Source organism: Citrobacter sp. CF971, from assembly GCF_006385635.1.
Taxonomy (GTDB): domain Bacteria; phylum Pseudomonadota; class Gammaproteobacteria; order Enterobacterales; family Enterobacteriaceae; genus Citrobacter; species Citrobacter freundii.
On record NZ_CP041051.1, the window covers coordinates 207,799 to 227,647 of the forward strand.

At 52.1% G+C, this 19,849-nt stretch carries 14 protein-coding genes; 6 read left to right on the forward strand and 8 right to left on the reverse strand.

The genetic code is table 11. The features are described 5' to 3' along the window. Window positions 1–2 precede the first annotated feature (2 nt). The gene (gene metB / locus E6P06_RS04505) at window positions 3–1,163 is read left to right on the forward strand and encodes a cystathionine gamma-synthase (protein WP_003028818.1); all 1,161 of its coding nucleotides are present in this window, start codon (window positions 3–5) and stop codon (window positions 1,161–1,163) included. 2 nt (window positions 1,164–1,165) lie between these two features. Further along, a complete protein-coding gene (gene metL / locus E6P06_RS04510; RefSeq protein WP_071697854.1) occupies window positions 1,166–3,598 on the forward strand; it encodes a bifunctional aspartate kinase/homoserine dehydrogenase II in 2,433 nt (810 codons plus the stop codon). A 35-nt stretch (window positions 3,599–3,633) separates the two neighbouring features. Here metL and E6P06_RS04515 read toward each other — a convergent pair whose 3' ends face one another. After that, the gene (locus tag E6P06_RS04515; protein WP_139934978.1) at window positions 3,634–4,809 is read right to left on the reverse strand and encodes a cytoplasmic protein; all 1,176 of its coding nucleotides are present in this window, start codon (window positions 4,807–4,809) and stop codon (window positions 3,634–3,636) included. 133 nt (window positions 4,810–4,942) lie between these two features. Between E6P06_RS04515 and E6P06_RS04520 the strand changes: the two genes are divergently transcribed. Beyond that, window positions 4,943–6,499, forward strand: coding sequence for a bifunctional UDP-sugar hydrolase/5'-nucleotidase (locus E6P06_RS04520; protein ID WP_032950720.1), 1,557 nt, complete (start codon window positions 4,943–4,945; stop codon window positions 6,497–6,499). Window positions 6,500–6,537: 38 nt separating this feature from the next. On the opposite strand, the gene E6P06_RS04525 is transcribed toward E6P06_RS04520, so the two are convergent. Continuing rightward, a complete protein-coding gene (locus tag E6P06_RS04525) occupies window positions 6,538–6,915 on the reverse strand; it encodes a carboxymuconolactone decarboxylase family protein (protein WP_003028825.1) in 378 nt (125 codons plus the stop codon). Window positions 6,916–7,004: 89 nt separating this feature from the next. On the opposite strand from E6P06_RS04525, the gene E6P06_RS04530 reads away from it, so the two are divergent. From E6P06_RS04530 to katG, 3 genes are all read left to right on the forward strand, one after another. After that, complete coding sequence (locus E6P06_RS04530; protein ID WP_139934979.1) at window positions 7,005–7,913, forward strand: LysR family transcriptional regulator; 909 nt, start codon at window positions 7,005–7,007, stop codon at window positions 7,911–7,913. A 157-nt stretch (window positions 7,914–8,070) separates the two neighbouring features. Then, window positions 8,071–8,958 (forward strand): methylenetetrahydrofolate reductase, encoded by an 888-nt coding sequence (metF, locus tag E6P06_RS04535; RefSeq protein WP_003028830.1) that lies wholly within the window; start codon window positions 8,071–8,073, stop codon window positions 8,956–8,958. Window positions 8,959–9,126: 168 nt separating this feature from the next. Beyond that, window positions 9,127–11,307: a catalase/peroxidase HPI gene (katG, locus tag E6P06_RS04540; protein WP_003028832.1), complete on the forward strand. Its 2,181-nt coding sequence runs from the start codon at window positions 9,127–9,129 to the stop codon at window positions 11,305–11,307. Window positions 11,308–11,352: 45 nt separating this feature from the next. Here the strand turns inward: katG and nagE are convergent, their stop codons facing one another. The 6 genes from nagE to E6P06_RS04570 form a co-directional block, all read right to left on the reverse strand. After that, window positions 11,353–13,365 (reverse strand): N-acetylglucosamine-specific PTS transporter subunit IIBC, encoded by a 2,013-nt coding sequence (nagE, locus tag E6P06_RS04545; protein ID WP_139934980.1) that lies wholly within the window; start codon window positions 13,363–13,365, stop codon window positions 11,353–11,355. A gap of 262 nt (window positions 13,366–13,627) precedes the next feature. After that, complete coding sequence (gene nagA, locus E6P06_RS04550) at window positions 13,628–14,770, reverse strand: N-acetylglucosamine-6-phosphate deacetylase (RefSeq protein ID WP_048234196.1); 1,143 nt, start codon at window positions 14,768–14,770, stop codon at window positions 13,628–13,630. 16 nt (window positions 14,771–14,786) lie between these two features. Continuing rightward, a complete protein-coding gene (gene nagB / locus E6P06_RS04555; protein ID WP_048234195.1) occupies window positions 14,787–15,524 on the reverse strand; it encodes a glucosamine-6-phosphate deaminase in 738 nt (245 codons plus the stop codon). Window positions 15,525–15,533: 9 nt separating this feature from the next. Beyond that, window positions 15,534–16,448: a glycyl-radical enzyme activating protein gene (locus E6P06_RS04560; protein WP_048234194.1), complete on the reverse strand. Its 915-nt coding sequence runs from the start codon at window positions 16,446–16,448 to the stop codon at window positions 15,534–15,536. Window positions 16,449–16,461: 13 nt separating this feature from the next. Continuing rightward, on the reverse strand, window positions 16,462–18,885 hold the full coding sequence (locus tag E6P06_RS04565; RefSeq protein ID WP_139934981.1) for a formate C-acetyltransferase/glycerol dehydratase family glycyl radical enzyme: 2,424 nt from the start codon (window positions 18,883–18,885) through the stop codon (window positions 16,462–16,464). Between the two features lie 163 nt (window positions 18,886–19,048). Next, on the reverse strand, window positions 19,049–19,795 hold the full coding sequence (locus tag E6P06_RS04570) for a DeoR/GlpR family DNA-binding transcription regulator (protein ID WP_048234192.1): 747 nt from the start codon (window positions 19,793–19,795) through the stop codon (window positions 19,049–19,051). Between the last annotated feature and the right edge of the window lie 54 nt (window positions 19,796–19,849).

Consider the following 19,849-nt stretch of genomic DNA (forward strand, 5'->3'; position numbering starts at 1 on the left):
ATATGACGCGTAAACAGGCCACCATCGCAGTGCGTAGCGGGTTAAATGACGACGAACAGTACGGTTGCGTTGTCCCGCCGATTCACCTCTCCAGCACCTATAACTTTACCGGATTTAATGAACCCCGTGCTCATGACTATTCGCGTCGCGGCAACCCAACGCGCGATGTCGTTCAGCGTGCGCTGGCGGAACTGGAAGGTGGTGCAGGTGCTGTACTGACCAATACTGGCATGTCGGCGATTCACTTGGTGACCACTGTCTTCCTTAAGCCTGGCGATCTGCTGGTTGCACCGCACGACTGCTACGGCGGGAGCTACCGACTGTTTGACAGTCTGGCAAAGCGTGGCTGTTATCGCGTCCTGTTTGTCGATCAAGGCGATGAACAGGCGTTGCAGGCGGCGCTGGCAGAAAAACCGAAGCTGGTGCTGGTAGAAAGCCCAAGCAACCCGCTGCTGCGCGTGGTGGATATTGCGAAAATCTGCCAGTTGGCGCGTGAAGCTGGCGCGGTCAGCGTGGTCGACAACACTTTTTTAAGCCCGGCACTGCAAAATCCACTGGCATTAGGCGCCGATCTGGTGTTGCATTCATGCACGAAATATTTAAACGGTCACTCAGACGTGGTGGCTGGTGTGGTTATAGCCAAAGATCCGGAGACGGTCACTGAACTGGCATGGTGGGCGAATAATATTGGTGTGACCGGCGGCGCGTTTGATAGTTATCTGCTGTTGCGCGGCCTGCGTACTTTGTCTCCTCGTATGGAGGTGGCGCAACGTAATGCTCAGGCGATAGTCGATTATCTGCAAACTCAGCCGCTGGTGAAAAAATTGTATCACCCGTCATTGCCGGATAATCAGGGCCATGAGATTGCTGCGCGTCAGCAAAAAGGCTTTGGCGCGATGTTAAGTTTTGAACTGGATGGCGATGAGCAAACGCTGCGCCGTTTCCTCGGCGGGTTGTCATTGTTTACGCTGGCGGAATCGTTAGGGGGCGTTGAAAGTCTGATCTCCCACGCCGCAACCATGACACACGCGGGCATGGCACCAGAAGCGCGTGCTGCTGCCGGAATTTCCGAAACGCTGCTGCGTATCTCCACCGGTATTGAAGATGGCGAAGATTTAATTGCCGACCTGGAAAATGGCTTCCGGGCTGCAAACAAGGGGTAAACATGAGTGTGATTGCGCAGGCAGGGGCGAAGGGTCGTCAACTGCACAAATTTGGTGGTAGTAGTCTGGCAGACGTGAAATGTTATCTGCGTGTCGCAGGCATTATGGCGGATTACTCGCAGCCTGATGACATGATGGTTGTTTCAGCCGCAGGCAGTACCACTAACCAGTTGATTAGCTGGCTGAAATTAAGCCAGACCGATCGCCTTTCTGCGCATCAGGTTCAACAGGCGTTACGTCGCTATCAAAGTGAGCTTATCAGCGGTTTGTTACCTCCCGAGGTGGCGGATGGACTGATTGGCGCGTTTATTCACGATCTGGAGCGTCTGGCCGGGTTACTCGACAGCGGCGTGAACGATGCCGTCTATGCTGAGGTTGTTGGGCATGGCGAGGTATGGTCCGCGCGTTTGATGTCTGCCGTCCTTAATCAACAGGGGCTGGAGTCGGCTTGGCTGGATGCGCGCGATTTTTTACGTGCTGAACGCGGTGCCCAGCCGCAGGTAGATGAAGGTCTTTCTTACCCATTACTGCAGCAACTGTTGGCGCAGCATCCGGGTAAACGCCTGGTGGTTACCGGCTTTATTAGCCGCAGCAATGCCGGTGAAACAGTGCTACTGGGGCGTAACGGTTCTGACTACTCGGCGACGCAGGTTGGTGCGTTGGCGGGCGTTTCCCGAGTAACCATCTGGAGCGATGTCGCCGGGGTTTACAGCGCGGATCCGCGTAAAGTAAAAGACGCCTGTTTGCTGCCGCTGTTGCGTCTGGATGAAGCCAGCGAGCTGGCGCGTCTGGCGGCACCGGTTCTCCATGCCCGTACCTTACAGCCGGTTTCCGGTAGCGATATCGATCTCCAGTTGCGCTGTAGCTATACCCCAGAGCAGGGTTCAACGCGTATTGAGCGAGTACTGGCCTCCGGTACCGGGGCGCGTATTGTGACCAGTCATGATGACGTCTGCCTGATTGAGTTTCTGGTTCCGACTGGCCAGGATTTTAAGCTGGCTTATAAAGAGATTGACCAGGTTTTAAAACGTAGCCAGGTGCGTCCGCTGGCAGTGGGCGTGCATCCTGACCGCCAGCTATTGCAATTTTGCTACACCTCCGAAGTCGCTGACAGCGCGCTGAAAATTCTGGATGAAGCTGGCCTGCCAGGCGAGCTGCGTCTGCGCCAGGGGCTGGCGCTGGTGGCGATGGTCGGGGCGGGCGTCACCCGTAATCCGCTGCACTGCCACCGTTTCTGGCAACAGTTGAAAGGTCAGCCGGTTGAATTCACCTGGCAGTCGGAAGAGGGCATCAGCCTGGTCGCGGTACTGCGTACTGGGCCAACGGAGAGCCTGATTCAGGGTCTGCATCAGTCAATCTTCCGTGCTGAAAAACGCATTGGTCTGGTGTTGTTCGGCAAAGGCAACATTGGGTCGCGCTGGCTGGAGCTGTTCGCTCGCGAGCAGAGCACGCTCTCGGCGCGTACCGGATTAGAGTTTGTGCTGGCGGGTGTGGTTGATAGCCGTCGTAGCCTGCTGAATTACGAAGGGCTGGATGCCAGCCGCGCGTTAGCTTTCTTTGATGACGAGGCGGTAGAGCAGGATGAAGAGTCTCTATTCCTGTGGATGCGTGCTCACCCGTATGATGATTTAGTGGTGCTGGATGTGACAGCGAGCGAGCAACTGGCGGGTCAGTATCTGGATTTTGCCAGCCATGGTTTCCACGTCATCAGCGCCAACAAACTGGCCGGGGCGAGCAGCAGTAATAATTACCGCCAGATTCATGACGCTTTCGAAAAAACGGGTCGCCACTGGTTATATAACGCCACCGTGGGTGCAGGTTTGCCGATCAACCATACCGTGCGCGATCTGATTGATAGCGGGGATACTATTTTGTCGATCAGCGGGATCTTCTCCGGCACGTTGTCGTGGTTGTTCCTGCAATTTGATGGCACGGTCCCATTCACCGATCTGGTGGATCAGGCATGGCAACAGGGTCTGACTGAACCCGATCCGCGCGTAGATCTTTCCGGCAAAGATGTGATGCGTAAGCTGGTGATTCTGGCGCGTGAAGCGGGTTACGACATCGAACCGGACCAGGTTCGCGTGGAATCGCTGGTGCCTGCGCATTGTGAAGAAGGCTCTATTGACCATTTCTTTGAGAATGGCGATGAGCTGAACGAGCAGATGGTGCAGCGTCTGGAAGCGGCGCGTGAAATGGGGCTGGTGCTGCGCTATGTGGCGCGTTTTGATGCTAACGGCAAAGCTCGCGTTGGTGTTGAAGCGGTTCGCCCTGAACACCCGCTGGCGGCGCTGTTGCCGTGCGATAACGTATTCGCCATAGAGAGCCGCTGGTATCGCGATAACCCGCTGGTGATCCGTGGACCGGGCGCGGGCCGTGACGTTACCGCTGGGGCGATTCAGTCTGACATCAACCGTTTGGCGCAGTTGCTGTAGTTTGCGTTGCCGGGTGGCGCTTACGCTTATCCGGCCTACATATGGCATGAACCGTAGGCCGGGTAAGCGGCAGCGCCACCGGGCAAATCGCGCTGGGTGATCAGGGTGTTGTATTGCTCCGCCAGCGTCCTTATCGTCTGAAACACCGAATGAGCCGAGTAACGGGCGCTATCCCGAAACTCCGCCTGCTGCTGTAACCAGGCGAGAAAATGGTGGCCTGCCGCCAGTGTGATTGACGCCCCTTTTTCAACCTGACCCTCCGTTAACAGACACACCATTTTGCGTGTGTCGCCTTGTTGCCAAATTTGCCACTGGTTTCGCCACCACCCCTGCCAGGTTTTACCCAGTAATCGCCAGGGCAGTGTGCACTTATCGCTATTGATCTCTTCATCAATAAACCAAAGCGAAGCGTGATGATCGCGATATTGCTGCGCCCATGCGGTAATCGCCGCGCCGCGCAGAAAACATTCGTGGGCAATAATGTGCGTTTTTACCTCAGGCCAGAGATGGCTCAGTATGCGGAAATGTCCGTGCGCGGTAATGACCGGGCGTAAAACTGCGCCATTGGCATTTCGTTTGAGCATGGCACTGCCGTACTGGATTTCATCAAACTGGCTGCGGCGTAAAAACAGGGTTTCCCTCTGTCTTACTCGTTCAACGATATCGTCATGAATGACCGCGGGTTCAACGTTGTTACGCCAGCGGTATCGTAATGTATCCCCTACGAGATGGGGCGTGAAATTACTGGAAATATGCAAAATATTGCCGCGAATAGCGTCAAAACTGAGTAATACATAAAGTTTCTGGTCGGTGCAGGCTCCCTGAAAAGGGACGATTAAGGGAACCGTCGCTATTTGTTCTGGTGGAACAATGGTGGTGAGCGGCTGCTGCTTTGGTGTCCAGACATGTTTGCAGCTCCGGCACTGAACGCGTTGGCTGCCCTGAGGATTATGCCCATAGAGGATGGTTTCCCGCTGATAACATCGTGGGCAAAAATGACCGCTTTGGGCGGCAAAATCCGTTAAATATGCTGACAACCATCCACCAAACTGTTCCTCATTAAACAGCGGTGGATAGCTGCCGCATGCCCGGCAATGCAGCGCAGCATAACCCAACCGATACTCGGGCCAGCTGTAATCTGGTGAGCTCGCCAGCCCCAGATTTTTACAGCCGAAGGACTTACAGCAATTGATGGTGAACAGTGACGTCATCGTATTACCAACGATTTTTAATGGTCGTTGATTTTGACCCGCGACTATCACCAGCGGATGTGAGTGTTCTCACATAAAAAAACCTTTCAGAACGTAACGTAGCGATTCTTTATATGACTGAAAGGGATTGATTATGAAGTTAAAAATGCTTGCTGTTGGTGTTCTGGTATCGTTGCCGCTTTGGGCGAGTGCCAAAGATGTCACGATTATCTATACCAACGATCTTCACGCCCACGTTGAACCTTATAAAGTCCCATGGATTGCCAATGGCACGCGTGATATTGGTGGTTGGGCTAATATCACGACGATGGTGAAGCAGGAAAAAACGAAAAATAGCGCCACCTGGTTTTTTGATGCCGGTGATTATTTTACCGGGCCGTATATCAGCAGCCTGACCAAGGGTAAGGCGATTATCGATATTATGAACACCATGAATTTTGATGCTGTCACCATGGGTAATCATGAATTCGATCACGGTTGGGATAACACGCTACTACAACTGAGTCAGGCGAAATTCCCCATCGTGCAGGGTAATATCTTTTATCAGAACAGCAGCAAAATGTTCTGGGATAAGCCTTACACCATTATTGAAAAAGATGGCGTGAAGATTGGTGTGATTGGCCTGCACGGCGTGTTTGCTTTTGATGATACGGTTTCTGCTGCGACACGTGTCGGTATTGAAGCGCGGGATGAAGTGAAGTGGTTGCAACGCTATATCGATGAGCTTAAAGGTAAAGTCGATCTCACTGTGGCGCTGATCCATGAAGGTACGCCAGCGCGTCAGTCTAGCCAGGGAAGTACAGATGTGCGCCGTGCATTGGATAAAGACATCCAGACCGCAGGTCAGGTAAAGGGGCTGGATATCCTGATTACCGGCCATGCGCATGTGGGCACGCCGGAGCCGATTAAAGTCGGTAACACTCTGATTCTTTCTACCGACAGCGGCGGTATTGATGTGGGTAAACTGGTGCTGGATTATCAGCAGAAACCGCATCAATTTACCGTGAAGAACTTCGAGCTGAAGACCATTTATGCTGATGAGTGGCAGCCAGACCCGCAGACGAAACAGGTCATTGATGGCTGGAATAAAAAGCTTGATAAGGTGGTACAACAGACGGTTGCAAACTCTCCGGTTGAGCTGACGCGTGCTTACGGTGAATCTTCTTCGTTGGGCAATCTGGCGGCGGATGCGTTGCTGGTGGCGGCAGGTAAAGATACTCAATTAGCGCTCACTAATTCGGGCGGTATCCGTAATGAAATCCCAGCCGGTGCTATCACGATGGGTGCAGTCATTAGCACCTTCCCGTTCCCCAACGAGCTGGCAACAATGGATCTCACCGGTAAACAGTTGCGTAGCCTGATGGAGCACGGCGCGGGTTTAAGCAACGGTGTATTGCAGGTGTCCAAAGGACTGGAGATGAAGTATGACAGCAGTAAACCAGTCGGTCAGCGCGTCACCGTACTAACGTTAAACGGTAAACCGATTGAGGATGCCACGGTTTATCACATTGCCACCAATAGCTTCCTGGCAGACGGCGGTGATGGTTTTACGGCATTTACCGAAGGAAAAGCGCGAAATACCTCCGGCGGTTACTATGTCTCTAATGCTGTCGTTGACTATTTCAAGGCGGGAAATACGCTGACGGATGAGCAGCTTAAAGGCATGCGTGTGGCAGATGTGAAACCATAGTGAGCTCAGGCCAGCAGACAATCCGCTGGCCTGTTGTTTTAGCCTCTGTGAGAGGCAAATACCTCTTTCGCGGCGAACAAACCATTGAGTGCGGCAGGGAAGCCGGCATATACGGCCATCTGCATAATCACTTCAACGATCTCATCCTGCGTTAAACCAACGTGTAATGCCGCGCCAATATGCACTTTCAACTGCGGGGCGGCATTGCCCATTGCCGTTAAAGCGGCGACAGTGGCAATTTCCCGGCTGCGCAGGTCCAGACCTGGACGTGCATAGATGTCGCCAAACGGAAATTCCAGCAGGTAGCGGGCAAAATCCGGCGCGATATCCTTCAGGCTCTCAACGACGGCCTCTCCCCCTTTACCATCTACCTGTTGCAGCATTTTCTGGCCGGTAATAAAACGTTCTGACTCCATGATTTTTCCCTCGTAGGTGTGGCGTATGGCTAGAGAATAGGGGGTGTAGAATGATTTGGATAATACCGTTTCCGTGATACCTTTTCGGTATGACAACATCGCCATTACACTCTCTGGATATTCGTCTACTGCGTTACTTTTCCGTAGTAGCGGAAGAGAACAATATGAGCCGGGCTGCGCAGCGCTTGTTTATGTCGCAACCGCCGTTGAGCCGCCACATTCGCCAGCTTGAAGATCGCCTGGGGGTCACGCTGTTTGTCCGTCATACCCGTGGATTAACGCTGACGGAGGACGGCCAGCGCGTACTTGAAATGGTGCGCCCGCTGCTTGATCTCCAGGACAAAACCTACGCTGCGTTGAGTCAATTAACGCAAGTCGGGGAACCATCTCTGCGCTTAGGGTTAAGCACGGCGTTTGAACAGGGCGTTTTTGCGGCGCTTGAGTCACAGCTGACTACGCATGTGCAGAAGCGACATATTGTCCGTCATGGTTCGCCTGAACTCGCGCGTCTGGTGCGTCGTGGAAAGCTGGATGCCGCGCTGGTGGCGTTACCGCTTGAGACTTCGGGGCTTAGCGTCACACCGCTCGGCTGGCAAGAATCGTTGATCGTCGCCTTACCCGCGCTCTGGCCAGAGGCGGCGCTGCCTTCGCTCTCGTTAATGTCGCTGAGCCACCGACCACTGTTCTGGTTCAAACGTGAACGTAACCCCGCCTTTTTTGATTACACCCGACATATTTTTAGTCATGCTGGTTACTCTCCTGCCTGTATTGAAGAACCGCTGGAACATGATGTGTTGTTGGCGCGGATCGCGCAGGGTGAAGGTCTGAGCCTACTTCCGGCCTCCTTTTCCGCTATCCAACGTCGGGGGGTGATATTCCTGCCGCTTACCGATACCGAATTGCGTATTAGCACGGGGTTGCTGGTGCTGCCTGAAAACGTAAAAAAATTAGCATGGCTGCAGACGGTCATGGCGCAATCCCTCATCAATTCAGACTGATGTGAATTTTTTTCACGTTGGCTGAGTATTCCTCACCTTTAGCGATGATTTTTGTGTTGACGCCAGCATGCTTTTCCGTCATTTTTACATCTAGACGTCTAAACGTATAGCAGTTCACAACACAACATATAACGACAAAAGATTGATGAGGTAAGGTATGAGCTTTTTTCACGCCAACCAGCGGGAAGCCCTGAATCAGAGCCTGGCAGAAGTTGCCGGTCAGATTAACGTTTCATTTGAGTTTTTCCCGCCGCGCACCAGTGAAATGGAGCAAACCCTGTGGAACTCCATCGATCGCCTGAGCAGCCTGAAGCCGAAGTTTGTTTCAGTCACTTACGGTGCAAACTCTGGTGAGCGCGACCGTACGCACAGCATTATTAAAGGCATTAAGGATCGCACTGGCCTTGAAGCAGCGCCGCACCTGACCTGTATTGATGCAACCCGCGATGAGCTGCGGACTATTGCTCAGGACTACTGGAACAACGGTATTCGTCATATTGTTGCCCTGCGCGGTGACCTGCCGCCGGGAAGCGGTAAACCGGATATGTATGCTTCTGACCTGGTGACGCTACTGAAAGACGTTGCAGACTTTGATATCTCCGTTGCGGCTTACCCGGAAGTGCACCCGGAAGCGAAGAGCGCTCAGGCCGATCTGCTGAACCTGAAGCGTAAGGTTGATGCCGGTGCGAACCGTGCGATTACCCAGTTCTTCTTCGATGTAGAAAGCTATCTGCGCTTTCGTGATCGCTGTGTGTCTGCGGGAATCGACGTGGAAATTATTCCGGGTATCCTGCCAGTCTCCAACTTTAAGCAGGCGAAAAAATTTGCCGACATGACCAACGTCCGCATTCCGGCGTGGATGTCGACCATGTTTGATGGTCTGGATGATGACGCGGAAACCCGCAAGCTGGTGGGCGCTAATATCGCTATGGACATGGTGAAGATTCTCAGCCGCGAAGGGGTGAAAGATTTTCACTTCTATACCCTTAATCGTGCCGAGATGAGCTACGCTATTTGTCACACACTGGGTGTAAGACCGAACTAAACAGATGCCCCAGCCCTCTACGGAGGGCTTTTTGTTGATCATTTTGATCTACATCTCTGTAACGTAAAATATAAAAGGAATTAGCTATCGAATCTGTGGGTTTTTTCGACTATATCTTATCTCTGGTGGTGTATATCGTAGTCAGAACACTGTAAAGGGAGCATATAGATGAGCATGTCCGACGATAGCCAGAACACATCAACTGCCGGTAAGTGTCCTTTTCATCAGGGCGGTCACGACCAGAGCGCGGGAGCAGGAACGAACAACCGCGACTGGTGGCCAAATCAACTGCGCGTTGATCTTTTAAACCAACATTCCAACCGTTCTAACCCGCTGGGTGAGGACTTCGACTACCGCAAAGAGTTTAGCAAACTCGACTACTCTGCCCTGAAAGGGGATCTCAGAGCCCTTCTGTCCGAATCTCAACCGTGGTGGCCCGCTGACTGGGGAACCTATGCTGGATTGTTTATCCGCATGGCATGGCACGGTGCAGGGACCTATCGCTCCATCGATGGACGCGGTGGCGCGGGTCGCGGACAGCAGCGTTTTGCACCACTGAACTCCTGGCCGGATAACGTCAGCCTTGATAAAGCGCGTCGTCTGCTGTGGCCAATCAAGCAGAAATATGGCCAGAAAATTTCCTGGGCCGACCTGTTTATCCTCGCGGGTAACGTGGCGCTGGAAAACTCAGGCTTCCGCACCTTCGGCTTTGGTGCTGGTCGTGAAGATGTCTGGGAACCGGATCTCGACGTAAACTGGGGTGATGAAAAAGCCTGGCTGACTCACCGTCACCCGGAAGAACTGGCCAAAGCGCCGCTGGGCGCAACCGAAATGGGCCTTATCTATGTGAACCCGGAAGGGCCGGACCATAGCGGCGAACCGCTTTCAGCGGCAGCGGCTATTCGCGCGACCTTCGGTAATATGGGTATGAACGACGAAGAAACCGTGGCGCTGATTGGCGGTGGTCATACGTTGGGCAAAACCCACGGCGCTGCACCGGCTTCGCACGTAGGCGCCGATCCTGAATCCGCACCGATTGAAGCACAGGGCCTGGGCTGGGCGAGCAGCTACGGCAGCGGCGCGGGCGCGGATGCCATTACATCCGGTCTGGAAGTGGTCTGGACGCAGACGCCAACCCAATGGAGCAACTATTTCTTCGAGAACCTGTTCAAATACGAGTGGGTACAAACTCGCAGCCCGGCAGGCGCTATTCAGTTTGAAGCGGTTGACGCACCGGAGATTATCCCCGATCCGTTTGATCCGTCGAAAAAACGCAAGCCAACAATGCTAGTTACCGACCTGACGCTGCGTTTCGATCCTGAGTTCGAGAAAATCTCCCGCCGTTTCCTGAACGATCCACAGGCGTTCAACGAAGCGTTTGCCCGTGCGTGGTTTAAACTGACGCACCGTGATATGGGGCCGAAAGCGCGTTACATCGGACCGGAAGTGCCAAAAGAAGATCTGATTTGGCAAGACCCGCTGCCGCATGCGTTCTTCAACCCAAGCGAAGAAGATATCCTGAAGCTGAAAGCGACCATTGCCGCTTCCGGGCTGTCCGTGGGCGAACTGGTATCAGTAGCATGGGCGTCGGCATCGACTTTCCGCGGTGGGGATAAACGTGGCGGCGCTAACGGTGCCCGTCTGGCGCTGGATCCACAGCGCGGCTGGGATGTGAATGCCACCGCAGCACGCGTTCTGCCTGTGCTGGAAGGGATTTATAAGTCTGCCCATACCGCCTCGTTGGCCGATATTATCGTGCTGGCAGGTGTTGTCGGCATCGAGCAGGCGGCAAGTGCTGCGGGTGTCAGCATTAAGGTACCTTTTGCGCCGGGTCGCGTGGATGCGCGCCAGGATCAAACGGATATTGAGATGTTTGAACTGCTTGAGCCAATCGCCGATGGCTTCCGTAACTACCGCGCCCGTCCTGACGTATCGACCACCGAGTCGCTGCTGATCGATAAAGCACAGCAGCTGACGCTAACCGCACCGGAAATGACCGTGCTGGTGGGAGGTATGCGCGTACTGGGCACCAACTTTGATGGTAGCCAGCACGGTGTCTTTACCGATCGTCCAGGCGTACTCAGCACTGACTTCTTCGTCAATCTGCTGGATATGCGCCATGAGTGGAAGGCGGTTGATGAGTCACAAGAACTGTTTGAAGGTCGTGACCGTCTGAGCGGCGAAGTAAAATACACCGCAACCCGCGCTGATCTGGTATTTGGTTCTAACTCTGTACTGCGCGCAGTGGCTGAAGTTTATGCCTGCAGCGATGCCCACGAGAAGTTCGTGAGAGATTTCGTGGCCGCATGGGTGAAAGTGATGAACCTGGATCGTTTCGACCTGCTGTAAGTCAATAAATCAGCGACTGCCAAAGGCAGTCGCTGATTTTGTCATTTATCCCTTGATGATGTAGAGCGGGGTCTTTCCCGCAATGACGTTACCGTCTGGCATCCTGAACTCTATCTCCGTAAAATCTTCAATATTGCTGCATACCACCGGGCTTAACATTGAGCGGACGCTGGCATTCAGGAAATCGAGATCCATTTCCAGTATCGGTTGGCCTGCGACAACATCACTCCCTTCTTCTACCAGACGACAGAATCCCTGCCCGTTAAGCGCAACAGTATCTAGCCCCATATGGACGATGATCTCCGCGCCCGTGTTCGTTGTCAGGCAGAACGCATGGTTAGTGTTAAAGATTTTTACGATAGTGCCTGCTGCGGGTGAAACAACCGTGCTGCCTGTCGGGAGTATAGCAACACCATCCCCAACAGCTTTACTGGCGAAGGCTTCATCCGGCACGTGTTCCAGCATGACGACCTTACCGCTTACCGGAGCGACCAGTTCAGTGATGACGGCAGTATGCTTTGTCATCTGTGGTTTAACCGAAGTGGGAGCGGCGGCAACGGCTCTGGCTGCTTCTACATAGCCTATAGTTTTCATCGCGTTGGCGATTTTTTCTGCGACGAATCCGACGATGATTTGCACGCTGGTTTGGTTCAGACGGATAACCCCCGTAGCACCCAATCGTTTTGCCAGGGCGTCATTGACTAGTGAGGAATCGTTGACACTCAGCCGTAGGCGAGTGATACAGGCGTCAATGCCGGTCAGGTTTTCTGAGCCACCAATAGCCGCGATGTACTGACGCGCCAGTTCACTCACATTTTGATCTTTAGGGCTACTGATATTGGTGTCCTGACCATCGGCACAACTCCCGGCAACGGCCAGCTCGCGCCCAGGGGTGAGCAGATCAAATTTGATGATGGTGAAACGAAACATCAGATAGTAGATAACGAAAAATACCAGTCCCAAAGGTATGAGAAAATACCATTGCACGGCGAGCGGATTACGTGAAGAAAGCACCATGTCTACCAGGCCAGCGCTGAAGCCAAAACCGGCAATCCAGTGCAGGCTGGCCGCGACAAAAACGGCAATCCCTGATAGCAACGCGTGAATGACGTACAGCATCGGCGCGACAAACATGAAGGAAAATTCCAGCGGCTCAGTGATGCCTGTGAAAAATGAGGCGAACGCGCCAGCCATCATGATCCCCATGACTTTTGCTTTGTTCTCAGGACGTGCGCATTGATAAATCGCCAGCGCAGCGCCCGGCAGACCAAACATCATGATCGGAAAGAAACCCGCCTGATAACGCCCCGTGATGCCGACAATGCCTTTTCCCGTTTCAATTGATTGTGCGCCGCCGAGAAAATTGGGGATATCGTTAATCCCGGCAACATCAAACCAAAACACAGAATTTAGTGCATGGTGCAAGCCCACAGGAATCAGCAATCGATTAAAGAATGCGTAGATCCCCGCACCAACTGAACCGAGCTTTTGAATATGTTCGCCAAAACCCACCAGGCCGCTGAAAACGACAGGCCAGATAAACATCATGATAAAAGCGACAATAATCATCACGAAAGAGGTGATGATGGGGACGAGACGGCGTCCGCTGAAGAACGAAAGAGCTTTTGGCAGTTCGACGCTGCCAAAGCGGTTATACAGTTCAGCAGAGATGACGCCAACCATGATGCCAATAAACTGGTTTTTAATCTTAGCAAAGGCCGCTGGCACCTGCTCCAGTGGGATTTGCTGGATCATCGCCACGGCGGCGGGTGAACAGAGGGTCGTTAATACAAGAAAGCCGACAAACCCCGCCAGCGCCGCAGCACCATCTTTATCTTTTGACATTCCATACGCCACACCGACAGCAAACAGCACTCCCATATTGTCGATGATAGCGGAGCCAGATTGAATAAATAAGGCGGCCAGCGCGTTGGCACTTCCCCAACCCGTTGGATCGATCCAGTATCCGATACCCATTAAAATAGCGGCCGCTGGTAACGTTGCTACTGGCACCATTAATGCACGGCCCACTTTTTGCAAATAACCCAAAATATTCATGGCATTCCCTATAAGCAGATAGAAATCATCAGATCAGAAATATATATTCTGAATGGTTAATAATGTTTGCGATGGGAGGTAAATGTGGCGGGTGTATAGTTATTATTTTGTGCGTTATTTTTAAGTGAATATAAATGCGATTAATGTGGTTTGTATCTCATTTTATTAAAATAACAAATTAGCTTCCTTTATAAAATATAAATAAAATTTGGCGGTCGTTATTTAACAACCGCTGAATAGAAATAGGTAAATATAATACCAATTAATTAATTGACCAGGTGATTTCTCCTTTACAGAAAGTGGTATTGACCTGGTAATTATCTTCCAGTACGACAATATCGGCGTCGTATCCGCGCTGTAATTTCCCTTTACGATCGTCTATTCCGAGAAGGCGAGCGGGATTAATTGTGCAGGATTTTAACGCAGAGCTAAAGGGAACCATCGCCCTCTCGACCATATTATACAGGCCGCGATTCAATTGAAGTGTGCTCCCGACCAGTACGCCGTTTTCTCGCCGTGTGGCACCGTCTTCACCAAGAATCATCGGCTCTCCGCCAAACATGTAGCGGCCAGGTGCTTCACCTTTGGCTTTCATTGAGTCGCTGATCATAATGATATAGTCATCATTTTTGGCATGGAATAAATGTGCCGCTGAAACCAGGCTGACAAAAATACCATCGGCAATCAATTCGCCATACAGCCCATCCAGCTGCCAGGCGGCCCCCAATAAACCTGGCTCGCGGTTAACATATTTCGCCATCCCGTTGTAAACGTGGGTGACGCTGCTTGCGCCGTTGCCCGTGGCTTCCAGTGCCTGTTCAAAGGAAGCATCGGAATGCCCCATACTGACGATGATGTTCTTCTCTTTGCAGTAGCGGGTTAGAGTGTGGCCCGGGTCCATCTCCGGTGCCAGAGTGACAGCGATAATTTGCCCCTCTGCTGCCTGTTCGTAAGCGGCGAAATCGGTAAGGCTGGCCTGACGAATGGCCTTTTCGGGCTGTGCGCCACGATACAGAGGATTCAGGAAAGGCCCTTCAAGATGAATACCGAGGATCTCCGCGCCAGCCGATGGGTGGTGCATAACATGAGCAATATTGCGTAGTGCTGCAAGCAGAATTGGGTGATCGTCAGTGACCGTTGTTGGGCAAAAGGCTGTGACGCCTTCCTGCGGTAAATGCGAGAGCCAGCGGCGCAGGCCAGCGGCGTCATCTTCGTTTGTGTCGTAGTTCCATCCGCCATGTGCGTGCATATCAATAAAGCCAGGAACAATTCGACGCAGACCAAAATCATAATCGGCGTCGGCGATTAGTCCGACGTTAATATCAATAATTTTTCCGTTCGCAACGGTAATGTGCGCTGGAAAAAAACTCCCGTAAAGCCATACCCGTTCACTCTGAATAATCATACGCGCCTCCGGATAATTAAATATGAAGCTGTGATGCCGCCTCGCGATCGCAAATTACCGTCACATTTGGGTGCATTAACAGAAACGACGCTGGAAATTGCGGGTCAATGCGGGTGCAGTCGTGAAGCTGTTTAATCACTGAGGATTTTGATTTGCCGTTAGCAATCAGGACTATCTCTTTGCTTCTCAGAATGGTTCCCATGCCGAGTGTAATCGCCTGCTGCGGCACGTCCTCCTGTCGTGCAAAGAATCGGGCGTTGGCTTCGATAGTATCCACGTTGAGATTAATGACATGACATACTGGGCTATGAGTAGCATGCGGCTCGTTAAAACCGATATGGCCGTCGTGACCGATGCCGAGGATGGTCATATCAAAGTCGCCGTGATCAACGATAGTTTGCTCATAGCGGGCGCATTCTGCGGTTAAATTGGCGGCCAGAACATCGGGAACAAAAGTATTTTCGGCGGGGATATTTGCGTACTGATAAAGGTGTTGTTGCAGGAAATAGTAATAACTTTGTGGGTCTGTGTTACGTAGCGGAATATATTCATCGATATTGAAGGCGAATGTTTTTGTAAAGTCAGCGTCACCATTTTTCGCCATGCGACTCATTTCTGCCAGCATGCCTACTGGCGTTCCACCCGTTGGAATAGCCATAACCAGGTCGGGTTTATTTATCAATGCCGCGGCAACGCGTTTTGCCGCCAGCATGCTCATTTCTGTATAGGTTTCGGTAATAATAAAATTAAGCATGTTCGTCCTTTAACCGCCAATGGTGGCCCTCAGGCCAATCTCTTCGGCATATTGTTTAATTTGTTCCGTCATCTCGTGTTGGCAAGCGGGAATGTCTTTTAATAAATAAGGAATGCCTAGTTTTTGATATTTACCGATGCCATAAATGTGATACTCGAGAATATCGACCTGCTGCACCGCGCTACCGAGTGTGCGGATAAAATCGAGGCGTTTACGGATATCGGCTGGATCATCATTACGTGTTGGTACGATCACCATGCGTGCCAGGATCGGCTTGCCCATTGCTGCGATCGCTTTGGCATTCTCCAGGATCAACCGGTTATCAACACCTGTACAACTGAGATGGGTTTCTGCATCAAAGACTTTAAAATCGTAGGAAACAAGATCGACGGCTTCAACCAGAGGGCGGAGTTTTTCCCAGCGAATATAACCGGCGGTATCCAGGCAGACATGTATCCCTTCCGCCTTCAACAGCAGGGCGGTTTCCCTGACAAACTCAGCCTGAAGCGCCGGCTCACCGCCGGAAAAGGTGACGCCGCCGTGGCTTTCATCGTAAAACGCTTTGTCGCGCAGCAGCAGGTCTGCCAGTTGGTGAGATGTCATCTCTTGGCCGACTTTCTCGTAGCCGTCATAGGGGCACATGTCGACGATATCCAGCAGATTGGTGCACTTTTTCCGGTCGATATTCACCCCGTTGCCGGGTTGTGCGAGGGTAATCGCGCTGTTTGCCGCCGCTTGTACGCAGGTCCCGCACTGGCGGCAGCGCTCTTTAAACCAGAAAACGTTGAAACCAGGCCTGATGGTTTCCGGATTCGCACACCACTGACAGCGTAAATTACACTGCTGCATAAAGACGGTGCTGCGTATTCCAGGGCCATCCTTGGTGGAATAATGCTGAATGCGGGAGATCAGGCCTGTTCTCATATTAACGTTCTCCTCACCATGCCAGTTCTGTACGGGCGATAATCGCGTCCTGCGCTTCCGGCATCAGCGTCGAAAACAAAGCGCAATAACCCGCTACGCGCACCATTAGGTTCGGATAATCTTCCGGGTGCGCTTTCGCTGCTCGCAGAATATTTGAATCGATGATGTTGAACTGGTTGTGGAAGATATTCTTCATCCGGCTGGCTTCCATGAAATGGGTAAATTTCTCCAGGTTATCGTCGCCTTCCAGTGCGCTCGGCGTGAATTTCATGTTCAGCAACTGGCCACCGGCGATTTTCTGGTTTGGCAGCTTCGCCACGGAGTTGATCACCGCCGTTGGCCCTTCTTTATCCGCGCCGAGGCACGGTGATGCACCTTCGTTTAATGGCAGAGTCGCCAGGCGACCATCTGGCGTTGCGCCAACGTCAAAGCCGTTTGGGACGTAGGAGGTGATGTTGGACGTGGACATGGTGTAACCGCAGCCTTTCGGTCCTTTGCCGTAGCGATCGGTTTTGTACTTCGGCAGCAGCTTCAGATAGGACTCGAACACGTCGGCGACAATGTAATCAACGTAGTCGATATCGTTGCCAAACTTCGGCGCGTTGCGGCATAGCTTGCGTACGCGTGCGCCTTCAATGCCTTCAAAGTTGCTGTCCATGGCATCACGCAGTTGCTTGAGTGTTAGCACCTGGTCATCAAAGACCAACTTCTTCACCGCAGCGAGGCTGTCACCAACTACCGAAGGCCCGATATTGGAGGAACTGACAAAGTCGTACTCTGCGCCGCCGTTTTTCAGCGTTTTACCGCGCTCCAGAGAGCAGTTAATGGTCGCGGAAGCGAAAGCGTCGGCATCGTGATGTTTCAGTGCACGATCGCACACCAGATCGCAGTCCACCGCCAGGTCGGAGTAGAACTCCAGCAACTGATTCCACGCAGCCCACACTTCATCATAAGACGCATAGTTAATTTCGCGGCCTTCTTTGCCGTTCACTTTTACCAGCTGTACGCCGGTTGCCGGGCAGCAGCCGTTGTTCATCACCAGTTCAAGAATTTTGCCGAAGTTAACGTAGGTCATACCGGTAGCGCGGTGGCCCCAACGGCCAGGAATAGCGGTTTCCACGCAGCCCATTGAGGCATATTCACGGGCGACCTCTTCCGTCAGACCAAGCGTCATCATTGCAGGGATCACCACTTCATCACAGAAAATGGACGGCATGCCAAAGCCCTTGCGGATCAGTTTTGCCGAATCCTGCATCAGTGAATGCGGGGTATCTTTAGAGAAACGTACGCTTAAGTTTGGTTCTGGCAGGCCGGTTAACGCCATCGCTTCCAGCGATAAATAAGAGAGATCGTTGGTGCCGTCAGTGCCGTCCGGCTTCATGCCTCCGACCATCAGGTTGGAATAAAGTGGGTAACCGCCGCTATACTGAGTGTGGCCCCACGGGCGTACTTTGTTGAGGCTGTTGGTCATGATGAAGAAGTGGGTCAGGATCTCCAGCGCCTTCTCTTTACTGATTTTTCCTGAGTGAATATCCGCTTCGTAGAACGACCAGACGTACTGGTCAAAACGGCCAAAGGAGAACGAGTGGCCGTTGCTTTCGATCATCATCAGTAAATGGGTTAGATAGACTGTTTCTACCGCTTCCCAAAAGCTCTGCGCTTTGCCTTCCATCAAGTGGGCGAACATATCGCTCATTGCCAGCAACTCGTCGCGACGTTTAGTATCGCTGGTTTTTGCCGCCTCTTCTTTGGCCAGCAAAGAGAAGCGTTTGCAGTAGTTCAGGGCGGCGTCCATGGTGATGATGACGGCCTGGTAGAAATCGGTCTGTTCTTCGGTCAGGTGTTGATCTTCTGCCAGATGTTGTTTGGCGATATCGCGCATGCCGCCGTAACCGACTTCGAGTACGAAATCATGGTTTGGAATGATGTGACCATCACCGGACATGCTGATACCACCACGGTGCAATACGCCCTGCTTTTCCGCCAGGCGGTTAATTTGCGGTAGGTTGGTTAATACTTCATCCTGATGGGTTTTACCCTGCCAGTAGTCTTGCAATACACGCAGACGTGCTTTGGTCTCTTCAGATACCTGGAAGCTGTCGCCAGACCGCTTGTCAAATTCGTCGAGTTCATCAATCACCCAGTTGAAAGAGAACTCCGGAAATACTGGCGCAGCGAAGTTGGCGCTGGCCTGGTTGCCGACGATCAACATATCCGGCTCAATGTAAATGGTCATGTTTGCCAGAATGTCGGCCAGCGCCAACGCCCGGCGAATAACGATCGGTTTGCCTTCTGAACGTTTAAACGATTCGGTAATGATTTCTGCGCGTTCCGGGCATAACGTCGCGGTACGGTGGAACATCTGATCCTGCTTTTTCGCAATCCTGGCAAAATCGCAATCGTTGTTGGTGGGTTTAAAACTGAGTAATCCGTTCATAAAGACCTCAATGTGGGAAGGGGTTTTCGTATTCCACGCCTGAGGTGTTCGATTGTCAATCTGCTTATGATCTATTTTGTTCCTTTGATCACATAAAAATATAAAAAGAACATTTAAAGAGGACAGAAACGCACAGAAAGATGTGCGTTTAAGAGGGGGGAACTCAGGAAGGGGTATCAGCTAACAGTAGCTGAACATGTCCGTTAAGTTGTGCGGTAAGGGTATCGGGTACACCGCTTTGACTGATGATGTAGTTAAAATCAGCAATACGACCATGCCCGGCAAGAAATGTCTGCCCAAACTTGCTTTTATCTGCCAGCAGAATTTTTTGTCGTCCGGCGCGTAGCAAAGCTTGTTTGACGTGAGCATCCGGCAGTTTGGGAACGGTGAGCTCGCCAGCTTCGTTGATGCCCTGGGTGCTGAGGAAGACCTTATCGGCATGAATATTATTGAAAAAATTAGACGTGCAGGATGAAATCATCCCCTGCGTATCATCTTCATATTCGCCAGGCGCAACAATCAGTTTTATCCCCCGCCTTCCTTTAAGCAGGTTAACCACTGGAATAGAGTTGGTGATCACCATGATTTTTTTATCAAACAGGAATTGTGCAAAGGCCAGCAGCGTGGTGCCGCAATCTATAATAATCGTGTCGCCGTCTTCGACCAGTTCGGCGGCTTTCTGGCCTATCAGATGCTTATCATCGACCATTTGCACGGATTTTAGCTGGAAGCTGGGCTCTACGCTGGCACCGCTGGTCAGGTAAGCGCCGCCGTAGGTTGTTTTGACAATCCCTTGTTTTTCAAAGAAGGAGAGGTCGCGGCGAATGGTCATCTTGGTGACGCCAAATTTTTCTGCGAGTTCGTTAACGACGACTTTCTTGTCCTGCTGCAGAATGGCGTAAATGCTCATTCTTCTGTCTGATGATTGCATAGTCACGCTTCGTTTGAAGGAAAAGCGCACTAT